This window comes from Streptomyces blastmyceticus (assembly GCF_039521185.1).
Lineage (GTDB): Bacteria > Actinomycetota > Actinomycetes > Streptomycetales > Streptomycetaceae > Streptomyces > Streptomyces blastmyceticus.
In genome coordinates, this window is record NZ_BAAABW010000013.1 from 273,605 (window position 1) to 289,929 (window position 16,325).

The window sequence follows — 16,325 nt, forward strand, 5'->3', positions numbered from 1 at the left end:
TCCGGCGGGCTGCTGCGCTCAGCGGCGCGGGGGCGTAGAGGGTCACGTCGGCTCATCGGGGTCGGCCAGCTGTGCCGTGATCGACGTCTTCAGCTCCGTCATCGTGCGACGAAAGGCGTCAGCCAGATCGACTTGGTAAAGGTGGGAGAGGATCAGCACCGACCACAGGCAGTCCGCCAGCTCGTGCTCCAACGCCGCGCGCCCTCCCGGGTTCTCGCGCGCCCCTTCTTCGGCCATGACCAGTTTGGCCAGGTCACCGACGTCCCCCACGAAGCCCAGCATGAATTCGTCCGTCCGCCAGACACGGCGATCGCGACGGTTCAGATCGTCGTACAGATCGCGAATTTCGATCGCCTGCTGTTGCATCTCGTCAAGGCTCACTGCTGCTTCTCCCTGTTCTGCCGGTTGTGGAACCGACGCGAGCCGTGACCGGGCAGTTGCACGGCAAGCACGCGGCGGTGCTCATTCCGGACAGCCCGTGCTACCGAGCCAGGGGACTTTCGGTGGGCTGGGGAGGCGGGAGTTCGGTGATCGGCTGCTGTGTGGGAGTCGGCAAGCCGAGCTTCTTCCGGGGCGACGAGGCGGCCTGCCAGAAGAGCTGTGCTGTTTGCTCTGGTGTGGCGAGGAGTCGGGCGTAGGTCTGGCCGGTTGCCTCGTCGCGGCCTGGCGGTTCCCATCCGGTGATCTGGGCTGCGTACCGGGCCCGGGCGCAGCGGCTGTTGTTCGTGTTGTCGTGGAGGTAGCCGAGGTAGAGCGGATCGCTGATACGTACCCGGGCCTCTTCCCACGCTTCTCTGCGGAGTGTCCGTTCCGGGGTGCCGTCATCATCAGGCTCTGCCGTGCCGCCGGGTAGGCATGCTGAGCCGGTGTCCTGGCCGATGAGGACGAGGACCCGGCCGTCCTCGGTGAACAGCCAGCCCCAGGCCTGCGTGACCGGCAGCTCGGCCGGCACGGGGTGGGTGTTCCATGGCCAGAGCTGGGGTTTGCGTGGGGTGCGCAGGACTTGGAGGTCGTCCAGGTGTGTGGGTGTGAGGGGGTGGCCGTCTTCGAGGATCGCGGGTCCGTTCCCGTTGATCCGCGCACGGAGTGCGGCCAGGGCGCGGCGGGCGTCGCCGGGACGCATGTGGTGGGGGAGGAGCGCCGGCTCGATGCGGCGGATGCTGGTGACCTCCCGTTCCGGCAGGCGGATACGGGCGAAGTCGTCGTCGGTCAGCGTGCCGCCGTCGAACACGTAGATCACCTCGCCCGGGAAGCCGGTTGGGTGGTCGTGTGCGCTGGGCGGCACCCAGTCGACGACGAGGGTGTGGGAGAAGCTGCGGGTGAGGCCGAGTTCTTCGTGGACCTCGCGCGCGATGGCGGCCGATGGTGCTTCGCCGGCGTCGATGGCGCCGCCGGGGAGGAGACACGCGGGGCGGTAGTCGACGTGTTCAAGGACCACGCACCCGCGGCCGTCGGTGAACAGGGCCGAGGCGCCGCTCCACAGTGCGCTGCGGCTGGCCGCGTACTGGGCGTCGGTCATCCGGCCCGACGTCGGGCTGACGTTCTTCTCATCGGAGTCCTGGTCGCGCAGCGCCATGGGAGACGTCCCTTCGGTCCGGTGGGTGACTCGTCCGACAGGGTGGCGCGGTCAGGGGATGTCCGGGAGGGCGTGCAGGAGCACGACCGCGTCGTTCTTCAGAAGTTGTTCGGCGGCACGGTGGCCGGTTTTCTTCGGGATGCTGGATGGGTCCCGTGGCGTGGGTGCAGAGGGCGGTGTGGCCGTCCGGGGCGAAGCCGTCAACCAGACACACACCCGCCTGCGGATGCCCGTCGAGAGAGCCTTCGCTCGCCTCAAGCACTGGCGCCTCTTCCGCAAAGCCCGCTGCAGTCCGAACCGACTCACGTCAATGGTCCAGGTCGTCCTCACCCTCGAGCAGCAACGCTGAAGATGCTTAGTGAACCTCTTTCATCCTCCGTTCCTGCAGGTTGGAGGATGTGCATCGCGAGCAGGGGCAGGCCCCTGACCAGCAGCGTTGAGACAGGCTTCTGTGGCTCACTCCAGCGTCATCATTCTTGCGGACAGGATGGAAGAGGTTCAGTCACCACAGGTGGCCGGGAAGGCGTTTCCTTTCTACAGATAGATCGTTTCATCGGATGTCATGCTGGTCGGCGATCACTTCGTCCCACGGCCCAGCGTGTCAAGCCCTGAGTGTCGATCATCTTCTTGAGGCGTTGCGCCTCAGCGATGGAGGAACCCCAATGAAGGACATCGCCCGTCGGAGCCTTGTGTCCTTGGCCATCGCCGTCACCGGTATGGGAGCTATCCTGGCCAGCGCCGGGACAGCCGCCGCGGATGAAGCCGCTTCGGGCCCCACCCTCTTGAGCATGCAGAACTTCCAGCAGGGTATTACCGGGCCTATCCTCAGTCCCGGCAGTGTCTCCGACCGACGGTTCCTCAACACCGACAGGCCCGCACTCGTCGACCTGAACAACACCCGTCAGGGAGTCGTGTTCTTCCCGATCGCGAACCCCGGATCGGTCAACACCGACAAGTTCATCAACCGGCCGTGACCATGAAGGTTCCAGCAGCCCTACTGGCCGCAACTGCCCTGGTTGCGTGCGCTGGCCCTGCCGCTGTCGCGCAGGACTCCGAGGCCTACCAGCGTCCCCTCGTCAGTGTCGACTGCTTGGGGCAAGGGGCCGTACTCGACCTCTTCGAAACCCGCCGATACGACTCCACCACCTACGTGTGCCGCGACCGCGGGGCAGTCCTCCTCAACGCCAGCCGCGCTCTCCAAGGCGCAGATCTCACCTTCGGCGGCAAAGACAACAAAGCTGCCCAATTTTTCCGTTGATCCCTCTCGCCTTACTGAACCTTTCTCATCCTCCGGTCGGGATGACGGTCACGACGGCATCCACAACTTGAGTGCGGGGGCTTCTGCCAGGAGATCTTGGCATTGATCGTTTTGGGGAGGGGCCTGCTCGTCGGTGCCGCGTTGCCGTCGTACCGGTGTGCTGAGGTGCTCGTGTCCTGGGTGGCGACAAGCCGACAGCGCCCTGCCGCGTCGCCCACCTGACCTGCACGACTCAGCCCCGCAGGCGCAGGATGAAAGAGGTTCAGTCTGATGCTGGTTGAAGAACCTGTTGTCTGTAGGGAGCGGGCGGAGGAATATCGCCGCCGCGGCTGGTGGCGTCCGGAGCGCTTGGACGAAATGGCTCTGCTCGGTGCCCGCACGAGACCACACGCGTGTGCCCTGGTGGATGGAGAGCGCAGGATGTCTCACGCCCAGCTGGCCGCGAGCGTCATCCGGACGGCAGCGTGTCTGCGGAAGCGGGGGATCAGGCGCGGTGATCGGGTGCTGGTACAGCTGCCCAACAGCTTGGAACTCGCTGTCCTGCTCCTTGCCCTGTGCCGCATGGGGACGCCCGCTGTCCTGGCCTCTCCCATGTTGCGCTCCCATGAGCTCGATCGCATCGCCGCGATCGCAGAGCCGACGGCAGTGGCTGTCCCGGGCATCGTCAACGGCTTCGACTACCTGAACCTGGCCCGGGCGCTGCGCTCCTGTCACTCCTCCATTGCCCTGCTGCTCGTCACTGACCGAACCCGGCAACTGCAACTGGGTGAAGCGGTGTTCGATGCGGAATGTGGCCGCTCTCCGGAGCCGGCACCGGCAGTGCGTGAAGAGGAGCTGGCCTCACCGTCAGAGACCGCGCTCTACGTGCACTCCACCGGGACAACGGGCCCGGCGAAGCTGATGGCCAGGACCCATGAGGATTACGGCTGCCTGATCAGGGCGACCAGCAAGGTCCTGGGTGTCTCATCCGACTGGGTGTACCTGGCTGCTTTACAGCTGACGCACACCTTTGCGTTGTCGAACCCGGGCTTCTTCGGCGTCCTGGCGGCGGGCGGCACCGTGGTGATCGCCCCCGCCAACCAGATGCCGGAGGCGCTCCGCCTGATCGAACGCGAAGGTGTTACGCACACTTCCACTTCTCCCGCTGGTCTTCGCCAACTGCTGGCGGTGGATCGAACGGGAAGAGACCTCTCTACCTTGCAGGTAGTACAGGTGGGCGGCGCCATTCTGCAGCCCCACGAAGTGCGTGCTGCTGCCCATGCCCTGGGCTGTCACGTGCAGCAGGTCTACGGCATGTCGGAGGGCATGGTGAGCCTGACCCGACTCGATGACTCGCCCCGCGTCCTGACCTGCACGCAAGGTCGGCCAGCTGCCGTCGGCACCGAGATCCGGATCACGACCGGCAGCGGGATCTCCGCAGCGCCCGGCGAGGCCGGCGAGCTCCTCACCCGCGGCCCCTCCGTCATCCCCGGCTACTTCCGTGACCCGCCCGCTACGCGGCAGGCCTTCACCGAGGACGGCTTCTACCGCACGGGCGACTTGGTCAAGCAGGACGAATCAGGAAACCTCACCGTGGTGGGGAGGATCAAGAACCTCATCAGCTGGAGCGGCTTGGAGATCTGCGCCGAAGAACTCGAAGCGCTGGCGGGCGTCCACCCCGCCGTCGCCGACTGCGCCGCGGTCGGAAAGCCCCACGACATCTATGGGGAGACCGTCTGCCTCTTCCTCACTCTGCGCCCGGGCCAGGACCCTCCCCTACTGGAGGAGATGCAGTCCTTCCTCAAGGAAGAAGGCATCGCGGTCTTCAAGCTTCCACAGCATATGGAGGTACTGGATGCTCTGCCCATGGTCGGGAACGGGAAGGCCGACAGAGCGGCCCTGCGGTCCCTGGCCGCCTCCCTCGCTTGTTCGCGCCCCCATCCCGACACCGGTGATCGGTGAGCCGCTGCGGGTACCGGATGTCGACCGAACGGAGTTCGGGTCTGTCCAGTAAACGGCCCTGTCTCACTCTCTCCGTCCTGCCCGGCTGGCTCGGGTTGGAGATCATCGGCCTTCACGCGCCGGTGTGGGAGATCGCCCGCAGTGTGCTGATCTTCCTCGGCATCCCACTCGCCGCCGGGTTCCTGACTCGTCGTCTGGGCGAGAAGGTCCGGGGTCGGGCCTGGTACGAGACCAAACTGATGCCCCGCATCGGCCCGTTCGCGCTGTGGGGGCTGCTGTTCACCATCGTCGTGCTGTTCGCCCTCCAGGGTGACGCAATCACCTCCCGGCCCTTCGACGTCGCGCGGATCGCGCTGCCGCTGCTGGTGTACTTCGCCGTGATGTGGGCCGGCTCGATGGCCCTGGGCAAGGCGGTCGGGCTGGACTATCCGCGCGCGACGACGCTGGCCTTCACCGCCGCGGGCAACAACTTCGAACTCGCCATCGCGGTCGCCATCGCGACCTTCGGCGCGACGTCCGGGCAGGCCCTCGCCGGGGTCGTCGGCCCCCTCATCGAGGTCCCCGTCCTGATCGGCCTGGTCTATGTCGCCCTGGCAGCCCGCCGCCGCTTCCCCCGCCCGTCCGCGGCCGCTGCCGTGCCCCAGGAAGGTTCCGCCCGTGTCTGACACCTCTTCGAAGCCGTCGGTGCTGTTCGTGTGCGTCCATAACGCCGGACGCTCGCAGATGGCCGCCGCCTTCCTCACCCACCTCGGCGCCGGCCGCGTCGAGGTCCGCTCGGCCGGCTCCGCCCCCGCCCAGACCGTGAACCCGGCCGTCGTTGAGGCCATGGCCGAAGTCGGCATCGACATCTCCGCGCGGACCCCGAAGATCCTGACGACGGAGGCCGTGCAGGCGTCCGACGTGGTGATCACCATGGGCTGCGGGGATGCCTGCCCCGTCTTCCCCGGCAAGCAGTACCTCGACTGGAAACTCGACGACCCGGCCGGGCAGGGCCTGGAGGCCGTCCGCCCGATCCGCGACGCGATCGAGAACCGCGTCCGTGGCCTGCTGGATGAACTGCTGTCCCGGTAGCCGCGTACGGACGAACGTGACCAGTCGGCGTCAGCGACGGGCGCCGGGGACGACCCGGACCCTGGTCCGCATCGTGTACCAACTCACCGCAGAGAACCGGTGATACGGGCGGCAGCCGGCCAGTCCAGATCCTGTCGTCCGACCGTCGCCCACCCAACCGCAGCCACCCAGGCCATGGCCAGGACCGAAATTACAGTGGCCAGCCGCTGGCCGTCGACAGACCGAGTTTCGCGCGATGGCCAGGTAATCACTCGTCGCGATACAGAGGGTTGGGCTGGGGGACGTAGATGTCGCCGCGGCTGGGGAACAGTCGCATGGTGGCCAGAGCCTTCTGCGGGAGGTCCGGGCCGAGAAGCACGGCGGTGTCCTGCGCCACCCGCCTGGCCAGGTGAGGCGTAGCGCTGGCCAACACGTCTGCCCGGGTTGCCTCGATGGCCGCCCTGACCACATTCCATAGGGCACGCGCAGGCAACCGGTAATCCCGCCGCAGCCGGTCGATCAGAATGCCCAGATTGGCGTGGATCACGGCGTGGCAGAGCTTGGCGCGCACCTCCTCGATGTCCTCGGTGACCGTCAGCGACTGCGGGTGTGGGGTGAAGTCGGTCCCGGCCGCGCTGAGCCGGCCCGGGTGCAGGCGCAGCCCGCCACTGTCCCGCAGCATGAGCCGGAGCGGATGAGGCTCTTGGAGTACCAGCAGTGTGTTCTGCAAATGCGCCTCGATCGCGATCCCGTAGCGCCACAACAGCGGCAACGCTGCCGAGCAGAGCAGGTCGCTGTACTCGCGCAGGAATGCCGGCGCCGCAGCGGAAGGTGCGATGCCCTCCGCGACGGCCCGGGCGTCAACCAGCTCAGTCAGCAGGGGGTGCCCGGTCACAGGTGAGCTGGCAAGCAGCGCGACGCCGCTGACCAATGCTTCGCCTGGCCGAAGCCTGTCCGCGGGGTCCGGGCGAAGCAGCGCTGACAGCCCCCGGCGCCGAAGGGGAGAACCTGATGCGCCTTCCGGTGGGGTGAAGGCGACGCCGGCCAGCTCCGGGACGAAGGTCACCCGTCCGGCAGTACGCGGCTCGGCGGCGAGCAGCCGCTGCAGTATGGAGCCAAGTCGCGGGCTATTGCGGGTTGTTGCTGGTGATATGGTTCGGCGCCCTCCGGTGAGCAGCACATCCAGAGCAAGCTTGAGCGTGAGCCGCTCACCGCTTGGGTCTGGGTCCGTGGTGACCAGGGTGCGGATGCTGGACGTCGGGCGGCATTCCAAGGCGGCTTCGGGCAGCCGCACCACCAGGCCCGCGTCGATCTCAGCACTGTAGACGGACGGCAGCACGTTCCGTGCCTGCCAGGGGTGCACCGGCACCAACACGTAGGCATCGGGGTTGTGTCCGCGTTCCTTCAGGCTGCGTACTGCCTGAGCGGTCAGGGCAGGGTAGGCCGCTGCGAGCAGGTCGCCTACCGTGCGTCCGTCTTCGTCCGGTGTCTCCAGTGCGCGGTCCCGGTGGAGGGCGGCCAACTCCACTCTCACCGTCGCGCCGGATTCAGGGGTGTAGGAGAGCATGTCGGCGGTGGAGAACCCCAGCCGGGTGCGGCGGCATGGGTGTAGGGCGTGGCCCTCGGTTTCCAGGGCGTCCAGGACGAGAGTGGCCTCGGAGGGTGAGAGTTCCGGAGGAATCGTATGGAGCAGGTTGGGAGTACCTGCGGCCTGCAGGGTCTCTCTGCGGCGTCGGGCTGCTGCCCGGCTCAGGGCCAGATTGGAGGCGGAGTCGGCCAGCTCCGCCCGCAGTCCCTCCCAGTTGCCGCTGGGGGTACGCAGGTTGTCGACGACCTGCTCGGGTCGGTCCGCCTCGTTTCCCTGGTCCGTGATGATGCCTTCGCGCCGCAGTGCCACAAGGAGGTCCCTTGCTGTGTCCCGACGCGCGTCGTCCAGTTCGGTCAGCCACCGGATCACCAGCTCCGGGTCGCGGGAGCGCAGCTCTTCCAGGACACCGGTCTCGGCCTCGCCGCGTACTTGGCGCAGTGGGTTGGGTCCTTTGACGTGGGGCTGCTCGGTCACTTGCCCGGTCAGGCGCATGCGCAGCAGGGCCTTGACCGGCCAGGGATCCTCCAGCAGGGCCAGGGCGTCGGCACAGGCGTCCGCTGCCTCGTCGGCATTGGGTGCCTGGGCCATCAAGCGGATGAATGCCTGCTGACAGGCATCCCGGACGAGAGGCCACAGGGCTTGCTCCGGACAGTTGCCCGCCTGGGCCAGGGCGGGCAGCAGCTCGCCGAGCTGGTGCCCGAAGAGCGCGAAGTAGAGCTTGGACCGTAATGTGCCGGCGTCCGAGGCATGCAGAGCGGAGCCGGGGGCCAGCGTGACCGTATGCCCCCGGCGGGCCAGACGCGAGGCGAGTATGCGGATGCTGCCGAGATCCCGGACCAGGACGCGGCTGGGCAGCCCGCCACGCAGGGCGAGCAGGGTGTTCTGCGGGTGGGCCTCCAGGGCGATCCCATACCGGGTCAGCAGAGTCAGCGCGGGTGGCATGATCAGCTCCAGGTAGCGGCGGAGCCATGTCTTGACCGCGTCTGCGCGGGAGATGTTCCCGCCTGTCAGCTCGGTGACCATGTCATGGACGACCGTCTGGCCGGTGAGCGGCGAGCGGGCGAGCAGCGCCGCGACCGGCAACGCCACCTCCCCTGGTACCAGCAGAGTTTCCGGGTCCTCGCGCAGCACCGCTCCCAGGGACCGTTGGCGTGCGCTGCGGTCGGCTCCAGCCTGTTCGGCCGGGACAAAGCAGACTCCGGCCAGCTCCCGGCAGACCGTGAGGCTTCGCATGCCCGGCTCTTCCGCGGCGATTTTCTCCAGGAGGAGCGAGAGCCGTGGGCTGTTGTGCACGGCCTGGAAGGAGACACCTCGTACCGCGCTGGTGATCTGCACCTCCAGGGCCGTCTTTATATGCAGGCCGGCAGGAGAGCCCGGCTCGCGGACGGCCAGGGTGCGGGTGGACAGGAGCGCACGCGCCGGGAGCGTGACGGCCAATGGCACGACAAGCCCAGCCGTCAGTGCATCGCCGTGCAGTTTCGGGAGTGCGTGGTCCCGCTGGTGTGGATGGACCGGCAGGAGGATGTACCGGTCGGGGTCGCGCCCGGCATCCGCCAATTCCGCCCGGGCGGCCGCCACTGCGGCGGGGAACGCCTTGCTCAGCACCGCCTCGGCCGCCGCTAGGCCGGCATTCCGGTCACCGGGTTCTGCACTGCCCTGGCCGTCTGCGCCCGAGGCTGCCTCTCGTGCCACCGCGACCAGGGGAAGCGGGAAGGCGGCACTGTACTCGGGGGCGTACCGCAGCGCGTCAGCGGCGGACATCCCAAGTCTGCTCTTGGCTGCCGGGTGCAGGGGGTGACCATCTACGATCAGCTGCTCGAACCCCACCAGCGGCGAATCGGCGGGTAGCCGGCCCAGCAGAGCGGTGAAGGGACGCTGCGGATCCCACGGTCCGCCGGCTCGCGCTTTCCCCGCCCGCCGAGCCGCCCCGTCGAGGGCCAGCGCATGGCTCTCGACGCTGGCTGCGATCTCGCTGCGGACCTGTGCCCAGTCCAGGCCGCTCACTGGTACCAGGCCACGGTGCACCAATACGTCGATGAGGCAGAGCGGTTCAGTGATCGGCTGCAGTGTGCCGGCACCGGTACGCAGTGCGACGACACCGTCGACGACCAGCCGTCCGGCCGCGTTGACCTGCCGCACCGGTATGGTCAAACCATGCTGCACGGCCTCCTTGAAGTCCAGCAGCTCCTCCCGGACCAGGGCCGAGATCAGCCGGTCGAGGGTTCTCATACAGGCGGCCCGTCTGGACTCATCAGAGACGGCGAAAGCTTCCGCCTGCTGTAACGCTGAGCACGGATCCCCATCCATCCGCTGTCCCCCAAGGTTCGATGTCCCTGCGACAGTGCAACGGGCTGAGGCAAGGCAAATGCGTCAGCGCGGTGCGGCGAGTTCGCCCCTCGGCTCGGCAAGAGGCCGCCCTGCGACCGCTGTAGACGGATTCCCGTCCACCCCGACAGGAACATCGCCGGCGAGCATGACTCGGTGCAGGATTCGCGGGCAGTCGAGATGCTCAGAGTCCTGGGCAGCCAGGTGAATCGTGGCCCGGTTGTCCCAGAACGCGATGCTCCCGGGCTCCCACCGGAATCTGACGGTGTATTCAGGCCGGGTGGCCTGGTCCACGAACATCTCGATCAGAGCGCGGCTTTCGCCCCGGGACAGCTCGACGAATCGCTCGACGTAGTAGGGGCTGATGAGCAGCAGTCGCTCCCGGGTCTCAGGATGTACCCGCACGAGCGGGTGAACCGAGACCGCCGGATTCTCCTGCAGATCCTGCACGTAGGCGTCGTGGCCGGGCAGTGGCAGGTATCCGACGCCTCGGCGGTGCTCGGCTCGCAGACTCATGGCGAGGCGCTGCAGTGGTTCGGACAGGCCGGCGTAGGCGGCCGCCAAGTTCGCCCACGTTGTGTCCCCACCGTACGGCGGGGTGGCCTCTGCCCTCAGCATGGTGGCGGCCGGGGGATCGATCCAGGGAGTCAGGTCACTGTGCCATTTGTGGAGCAGAGTGGGCCGCCGCCGGTCCAACCACTGCGCGCGGTCCTGCCCGTAGCGTTCGGACAGCCTGAGCCGGTCGACCATCGTCTGCACGTGCGGGAATGCTGCCGGAGAGGCGTCGCCGCGCGACGGAGAGACGATGGGCTCACCGAACCGGCGGGCGAACGCGATATGCCCGGCGTGATCGAGGTGCTGCTCACGGAAGAACACCACTTTCCACCGCAATACCGCAGACCAGATTGCGTCGACGACTCCGTCATCCAACGGGCTGCACAGATCTACACCGTGGATCTCAGCTCCGATATGTGTGGCCATCGGCCGCACGTCCAGCCCAGCGACGGCCGGATCCGTCGCCGCTGCCTCCTCAGACACTGCGCCTCCCGTCCATGGCTCTGACCCTCGCTTCACCAGGAGCAGTGTTCCCCGGTCAAAGTCGGGTAACCCGACCGGTTCGCAGGAGGTTGTCCGTTGTCACTGAGCATTGATCGGTTGTCACGGAACTTTGACCATTGGCGCGGCTGCCGTGGGCTGGGCATGAGTACGAGTACTCATGACACTGCACGCCCGCTGGGGGGACTGTTGCTGGATGACCACGGAACCCAAGCGCACTGGTCGGGGCCTGGCCTGGGCCCTGGCTATCGTCGAGCTGGCAGTCCTTGCCCTGATATGGCTGGCCTGGGTTTTATCCTACACGTCGTGGGACCCGCAGCACTACGGCGACCCGCCGGGCCCCTACCTGCACAAGGCTGTGTTCGTGCCGGCAGTCGCCTTGGCTGTCGCCGCCTTCGGAGTCATGACCGGTATGAAGGATGCTGGTGAACGCGCTTACGAGTCCTCCTGCCGGTACCGACGTTCAGTTTCACGCGGACGCAGACGTCGGGCACGGGGACGGGGAGACAGCCGGTCGTGGCGATCGGCAGAGGGGTGTCCACGACCGGTGGATAAGCGGTTTATCGCCGGTTCCTACCCGGTGTACGTGGCGTCCACCCCGTCCGGTCACCGTCCGGCAGCGGCTTCGAAGCCGCCTCGGTCAGTGCCCGGACGAGATGGTGGTCCGGTGACCAGCGGCATGCCGGGTCCGTCCGCGCCGCGTCTCCGGCCAGGGCAAAGGCCTGGCAGCGGCAGCCGCCGAAGTCCTGCTCCCGCTGTGGGCAACTGCGGCACGGTTCGCTCATCCAGGCGGTGCCCCGGTAGGCGTTGAAGGCCGGGGAGTGCTCCCAGATCCAGGCCAGCGAGTGGTCCTTGACGTTCGAGGGATCAAGGCCCGGCAGCGCGGACGCCGCCGGGCAGGGCAGCACCGTGCCGTCCGGTGTCACGGTCAGCGAGGCCACGCCCCAGCCGCCCATACAAGGCTTGGGCACGCCCTCGAAGTAGTCCGGTACCACCCATACGAGCTCCAGCTGCCCCGCCAGCCGCGCCCGCCACTGCTCGAACTCCTTGCGGGCGCGGGCCACCTGCTCGCGGGACGGAAGCAGAGCCTGCCGATTGGCCAGGGCCCAGCCGTAGAACTGGACATGTGCCAGCTCCAGCTTGTCCACGCCCCAGGCCAGGCCCAGCTCGACGATGTCACCGAGGGAGTCCAGGTTCTCCCGGTGCAGGACGACATCGAGGCAGAGGAACAGCCCCACCGCGCGCACGGCAGCCGCCGCCCGCTCCTTCGTGGCAAATGAACCACGGCGGCCGGCGATCCGGTCGGAGGCGCCGGGCGTGGAGTCCTGCACCGACAGCTGGACACTGCGCAGCCCCGCCCCGGCCAGCTGTTTCAGCTGCTCCTCGGTCAGTCCGACCCCGCTGGTGACGAGCTGGGTGTACAGCCCCGCCCGAGTGGCAGCTGCGGTGATCGCGGCCAGATCCGGCCGCAGCAGCGGCTCCCCGCCGGACAGATGGGCGTGCACGACGCCCAGGTCGGCAGCCTCCTGCATGACCCGGACCCACTCCGCCGTCTCCAGCTCGCGAGAACGGCGCGTCAGGTCAAGTGGGTTGGAACAGTACGGGCAGCGCAGGGGGCACGCGTGGGTGACCTCGGCTATCAGCGACCACGGGGGAGCCGTACCGGAGAGGGCATCTGTCATCGGAGCCACCTCTCGCTGCGCATCCGGCCGAGGAAGTCCAGCACATCCGCGGCCACGGGAGCGTGCGGGTAGCGCTCGGCGAGCACGGCGATGATCTCCTTGACGGAGCGGGTGCCGTCGCACAGGCGCAGGACTTCCCCTGCCTGACGGTTGAGAATTACCACGCGCTCGGGAACGATCAGCAGCTCCCGCTCTCGGACGCCGTCGTATCGCAGCACGGTGGCGTGGGCCAGCGCGGGCTCCCAGACCTCAACGGACAGTGAGGCTGTGTCCGGAGACCTCCGGCTCTGCCCCGACGACCGTGTAGTCGGGTCGCTCCCAGACATCCGCCTCGACCTCATGGGAGGTGTCCATAGGACTGCCGCCTTCCGTACGGGGGTGTGAGGTTGTCACCGTACGGCGCACGTGCGGCGCACGGAACGCGGCAAACAAGCCGGATGCCGGTCGGATCGTTCACTCGTGCGTGCGGTGTGAGTTCGAAGCCGGCTTGTGCAGGGCCTGTCCCGCCTACTCCAGCACCGATAGAGAAACGCTGCTGGAGTACCAGGCGTGGCCCTGGCCAGCTCCGAAGCGGCCATGGAGAGTGAGCCCTCCTCCGCATTGTGGTCTCGTCTGCTGCACGCTCGTATCTTCCGCACCCTGGTGGGCGTGGACGTCACCTGCTCCGACAGCGACGACATCATCGCCCCGTGCTGCCGATCCGCTACCTGCTCACTGCGGCACACGTGCTGCTCACCCTCTCCACTCCCGAACAGGATGAGGGGCTGTCGCTGGAACGGCTGCGCGAGAAATTGCACACCGCACGGGCGGCGGCCGTCACCATTGCCCGGCTGTGCCGGGCCCTGCCTCCGTGCCAACTGCCGCTCGGCAGCGCCGACCGCCCGGCTGTGGTGCGGGCCGCGTGGCCCGACGGGGTAGGCGGCCCAACTCAACAGGGACATCCCCCTCGCTGTCCTCATCGACGGCGTCTGGCGGGTCGCTGCCGGGGGAGCGACTCCTGGACCCGGACGTGGTAGCCGGGGCCCTGCTTGCCGAGTGCAGCCCGTTGACCCGCCGGGACAGCGAGGTTCTCGACCTCGCTGTCCCAAGGGCGCGCTCCCGCCGGTATCGCGGCTGCGCCCCACCTGGCGCCTGGAACCGTGCGCAACCATCTCGCCGCGATCACCGGGAAGCTCAAGGCCCGCAGCCGGGCCGACGTCATCCGTATCGCCCGCACCAACAGTTGGATCTGACGGTTCCTCCGGCCGCAGCCAATAGGACATTTGCCGACCTATTGGGCATCTAGCGTGGGTCACGTCGCAGGGAAACCTCTCTGCTCATCTCGTGATCAACGGCTTTGCCGGCAAAGGAAAGGAGCCAGTAATGGCCCAGAAGGAAACGATGCAGCGGTTCACCCCGATGCTGTACGTCAACAGCAGCTACGAGGCCGTCGCGTTCTACCGGGAGGTCTTCGGCGTCGAGGAGATCGCCGAGCGCACCATGCTGCTGTCGCAGGTTCCGGGCATGGACAAGGTTCCTGGCGCGAACCGTACGGTGGTGTACTCCAAGCTGCAGTTCGCCGACGGCAGTGGTCTGAACGTGGCCGAGCTGTCCGATGAGGGCGTCTACGCGAAGGACGGCGGCGCGGTCGTCGGCAACAATATCCATGTCGGGCTCCAGCACACCGACACGGCCGTCCAGAAGGCGGAGTTCGACAGGCTCGCCGAGGGCGGGACGGTCATGGAGCCGCTGGAGGAGAAGTTCTGGGGAACCGTCTTCGGCATCGTCCAGGACCGCCACGGCGTGATCTGGGAGTCCAACTGCTACCTGAAGCAGGGCTGATCAGTTGATGCCCCCGCCTCCGGAACCGTTCAGCGGTCCCGGAGGCGGGGGTTTGTGCTGTCCGGGGTGCGGCGGCTGACGTCGCGTATGTAGTCCTCCCAGCGTGGCAGTCCGTGGTGGGCGGCCCGGGTGTGGAGGTGGGCGGTGACCTCGCGGACGTATGAGGCGGGCATGGAGCGGCTGTTGGCGTAGGAGGTGGCCAGGCGCTGGTGGAGGCGGGGCGGCAGGTGGAGGGCGGACTGCCGGAGGAACCAGTTGCGGGCGCCGGGGCTGATGCGCATCACGTCGGGGTAGACGGTGACGGCGCCGGCCTCGGCGCAGGCGTCGACGAGCGCATTGAGGGCGGCGGGTTGGTCGCCGGCGTGGGGGATGACTGGGGCGATCAGGACGCCTGCGGGAACGCCCGCATCACGCAGGGCGGCGATGGTGGCGAGGCGGGCGCACGGGGGTGCGGCGCCGGGTTCGAAGGCGCGCCACACCCGCTCGTCGAGGGAGCCGAGGGAGGTCATGACCAGGACGTTCGCGACGCGGGCGGCTTCGGCGAAAAGGGGGATGTCGCGGCGCAGGAGGGCGCTCTTGGTCGTGGTGGTGAAGTTGACGTGGTACTTCGCGAGCGCGCCCAGGATTCCGGGCATCAATCGGTAGTGGCCTTCGGCCCGTTGGTAGCAGTCGGTGGAGGTGCCGACCATGACCCAGTCGTCGCCGGTCTTGCCGCCGCGCAGTTCGCGGCGCAGGACGTCGGCGGCGTTGGTCTTGACGACGACCTGGGTGTTGAAGCCGCTGCCGGTGTCGAAGCCGAGGCGGTCGTGGCCGTCGCGGGCGAAGCAGTAGGTGCAGGCATGGGTGCAGCCACGGTAGGGATTGAGGGTCCAGGCCATGCCGCCGGGGCGGGCCCCGGGGATCTTGTTGAGCAGGGTGCGGGCGCGCTGTTCGTGGAAGGTGATGCCCTGGAAGCCGGGGGCCGGTGTGGGTGGCGGAGCAACCTCGGCCGCGTCGAAGAGCCCCGGCTGGCTGTTCACCTGGCGTCCCCTGCCTGCTCGGCGGTGTGCGCGGCGCGCAGGACGCGCTCTCCCAACGTCCGCAGGTGCGGGACGAGTTCGGGCGGGTCGAGGACGTCGAAGTCGAAGCCGAGGACGGCGATGCGGTAGGCCAGGTATTCGAGGGAGTCGGCTCCGGTGAGGAGCCGGCAGGTGTGGTCGTCGACGGGTTCGACGACGCCGAGGGTGGCGGGGACGCGGTCGGCGACCTGCTCGGCGGGGGCGTGGACGAGGAGCAGGGCGCGGTGGCCGGCGGTGCCGCTGAGGGTGGTCGAGACCCAGGTGGCGGCGTCCACGCCGCCGGGCAGTTCGCGGGCCGGGACGCGCGCGCCGGTGCGCAGCAGGTCGGTGAGGCGGTCGAGGCGGAAGGTGCGCCAGTCGGCGCGGTCGCAGTCGTGGGCGACCAGGTACCAGCGGCGTCCGGCGGCGACGAGGCTGTGGGGCTCGGCCAGGCGGCGGGTCTCCTGCCCGTTCGCGGCGCGGTAGGTGAAGCGGACCTTCTCGTGGGTAACACAGGCGGCGGCCAGGAGGGCGAGGTGTTCGGCGTCGGCGCTCGGCCCGCCCTGCGGAATGGCGACCGCGGCCTCTTGGAGCACAGTCACACGGCGGCGCAGGCGGGAGGGGAGGACCTGTTCCAGCTTGGCCAGGGCGCGTACGGAGGTCTCCTCGATGCCGGTGACCGAGCCTGCGGCGGCGGTGCGCAGGCCGATCGCGATGGCCACGGCCTCGTCGTCGTCCAGGAGGAGGGGCGGTATGGCGGTGCCGGCGGTGAGCCGGTAGCCGCCGGTGTTGCCCTGCGTGGCGTGTACGGGGTAGCCGAGTTCGCGCAGCCGGTCGACGTCGCGGCGGATGGTGCGCGGGCTGACGCCCAGACGCTCGGCGAGCTCGTGACCGGGCCATTCGCGCGGGGACTGCAGCAGGGAGAGCAGCCGCAGCAGGCGGCCGGGAGTGTCACTCATGCCCGGAGCATCCCAGCCCAATAGGACATTTC

13 protein-coding genes and 2 pseudogenes are annotated in these 16,325 nt (G+C 68.3%); 7 read left to right on the forward strand and 8 right to left on the reverse strand.

Annotation, left to right across the window (positions count from 1 at the left end; translation table 11 throughout):
- Positions 1-42 precede the first annotated feature (42 nt).
- Complete coding sequence (locus ABD269_RS11430) at positions 43-381, reverse strand: MazG nucleotide pyrophosphohydrolase domain-containing protein (protein ID WP_344117683.1); 339 nt, start codon at positions 379-381, stop codon at positions 43-45.
- A 100-nt stretch (positions 382-481) separates the two neighbouring features.
- Positions 482-1,576, reverse strand: a complete 1,095-nt coding sequence (locus ABD269_RS11435; protein WP_344117684.1) for an NUDIX hydrolase — start codon at positions 1,574-1,576, stop codon at positions 482-484.
- A gap of 223 nt (positions 1,577-1,799) precedes the next feature.
- On the opposite strand from ABD269_RS11435, the pseudogene ABD269_RS11440 reads away from it, so the two are divergent.
- From ABD269_RS11440 to ABD269_RS11460, 5 genes and pseudogenes are all read left to right on the forward strand, one after another.
- Positions 1,800-1,925: pseudogene (locus ABD269_RS11440) on the forward strand (IS5/IS1182 family transposase); the annotation flags it as partial.
- A gap of 313 nt (positions 1,926-2,238) precedes the next feature.
- The gene (locus ABD269_RS11445; RefSeq protein WP_344117685.1) at positions 2,239-2,550 is read left to right on the forward strand and encodes a hypothetical protein; all 312 of its coding nucleotides are present in this window, start codon (positions 2,239-2,241) and stop codon (positions 2,548-2,550) included.
- A 641-nt stretch (positions 2,551-3,191) separates the two neighbouring features.
- Complete coding sequence (locus ABD269_RS11450) at positions 3,192-4,775, forward strand: AMP-binding protein (protein WP_344117884.1); 1,584 nt, start codon at positions 3,192-3,194, stop codon at positions 4,773-4,775.
- Positions 4,776-4,843: 68 nt separating this feature from the next.
- Positions 4,844-5,440, forward strand: a pseudogene (locus ABD269_RS11455) (arsenic resistance protein); the annotation flags it as partial.
- Complete coding sequence (locus ABD269_RS11460; protein WP_344117686.1) at positions 5,433-5,846, forward strand: arsenate reductase ArsC; 414 nt, start codon at positions 5,433-5,435, stop codon at positions 5,844-5,846. The pseudogene ABD269_RS11455 and the gene ABD269_RS11460, both read left to right, overlap by 8 nt.
- Positions 5,847-6,093: 247 nt before the next feature.
- On the opposite strand, the gene ABD269_RS11465 is transcribed toward ABD269_RS11460, so the two are convergent.
- From ABD269_RS11465 to pqqD, 4 genes are all read right to left on the reverse strand, one after another.
- Positions 6,094-9,642 carry an IucA/IucC family protein gene (locus tag ABD269_RS11465; protein ID WP_344117687.1) on the reverse strand — a complete coding sequence of 1,183 codons (3,549 nt, stop codon included), beginning with the start codon at positions 9,640-9,642 and terminating at the stop codon, positions 6,094-6,096.
- Positions 9,643-9,783: 141 nt separating this feature from the next.
- Positions 9,784-10,776 (reverse strand): TauD/TfdA dioxygenase family protein, encoded by a 993-nt coding sequence (locus tag ABD269_RS11470; RefSeq protein WP_425572873.1) that lies wholly within the window; start codon positions 10,774-10,776, stop codon positions 9,784-9,786.
- Positions 10,777-11,354: 578 nt separating this feature from the next.
- Positions 11,355-12,476, reverse strand: coding sequence for a pyrroloquinoline quinone biosynthesis protein PqqE (gene pqqE / locus ABD269_RS11475; RefSeq protein WP_344117688.1), 1,122 nt, complete (start codon positions 12,474-12,476; stop codon positions 11,355-11,357).
- Positions 12,473-12,694, reverse strand: a complete 222-nt coding sequence (pqqD, locus tag ABD269_RS11480; protein WP_344117689.1) for a pyrroloquinoline quinone biosynthesis peptide chaperone PqqD — start codon at positions 12,692-12,694, stop codon at positions 12,473-12,475. The genes pqqE and pqqD overlap by 4 nt, the downstream gene beginning before the upstream one ends.
- Positions 12,695-13,555: 861 nt before the next feature.
- Here pqqD and ABD269_RS11485 point away from each other — a divergent pair.
- Entirely contained in the window at positions 13,556-13,708 is a 153-nt protein-coding gene (locus ABD269_RS11485) for a LuxR C-terminal-related transcriptional regulator (protein ID WP_344117887.1), read from the forward strand.
- A 130-nt stretch (positions 13,709-13,838) separates the two neighbouring features.
- On the forward strand, positions 13,839-14,297 hold the full coding sequence (locus ABD269_RS11490; RefSeq protein ID WP_344117690.1) for a VOC family protein: 459 nt from the start codon (positions 13,839-13,841) through the stop codon (positions 14,295-14,297).
- A gap of 29 nt (positions 14,298-14,326) precedes the next feature.
- On the opposite strand, the gene ABD269_RS11495 is transcribed toward ABD269_RS11490, so the two are convergent.
- Both ABD269_RS11495 and ABD269_RS11500 read right to left on the reverse strand, forming a co-directional pair.
- On the reverse strand, positions 14,327-15,316 hold the full coding sequence (locus tag ABD269_RS11495; protein ID WP_344117691.1) for a radical SAM protein: 990 nt from the start codon (positions 15,314-15,316) through the stop codon (positions 14,327-14,329).
- Complete coding sequence (locus ABD269_RS11500) at positions 15,313-16,293, reverse strand: helix-turn-helix transcriptional regulator (protein WP_344117692.1); 981 nt, start codon at positions 16,291-16,293, stop codon at positions 15,313-15,315. The genes ABD269_RS11495 and ABD269_RS11500 overlap by 4 nt, the downstream gene beginning before the upstream one ends.
- Between the last annotated feature and the right edge of the window lie 32 nt (positions 16,294-16,325).

Excerpts from the sequence above, each read along its gene's own strand:
- ABD269_RS11435 (WP_344117684.1), bottom strand. The coding sequence starts at position 1,576 with ATGGCGCTGCGCGACCAGGACTCCGATGAGAAGAACGTCAGCCCGACG.
- ABD269_RS11445 (WP_344117685.1), top strand. The coding sequence starts at position 2,239 with ATGAAGGACATCGCCCGTCGGAGCCTTGTGTCCTTGGCCATCGCCGTC.
- ABD269_RS11450 (WP_344117884.1), top strand. The coding sequence starts at position 3,192 with ATGGCTCTGCTCGGTGCCCGCACGAGACCACACGCGTGTGCCCTGGTG.
- ABD269_RS11465 (WP_344117687.1), bottom strand. The coding sequence starts at position 9,642 with ATGAGAACCCTCGACCGGCTGATCTCGGCCCTGGTCCGGGAGGAGCTG.
- pqqE (WP_344117688.1), bottom strand. The coding sequence starts at position 12,476 with ATGACAGATGCCCTCTCCGGTACGGCTCCCCCGTGGTCGCTGATAGCC.
- ABD269_RS11490 (WP_344117690.1), top strand. The coding sequence starts at position 13,839 with ATGGCCCAGAAGGAAACGATGCAGCGGTTCACCCCGATGCTGTACGTC.
- ABD269_RS11500 (WP_344117692.1), bottom strand. The coding sequence starts at position 16,293 with ATGAGTGACACTCCCGGCCGCCTGCTGCGGCTGCTCTCCCTGCTGCAG.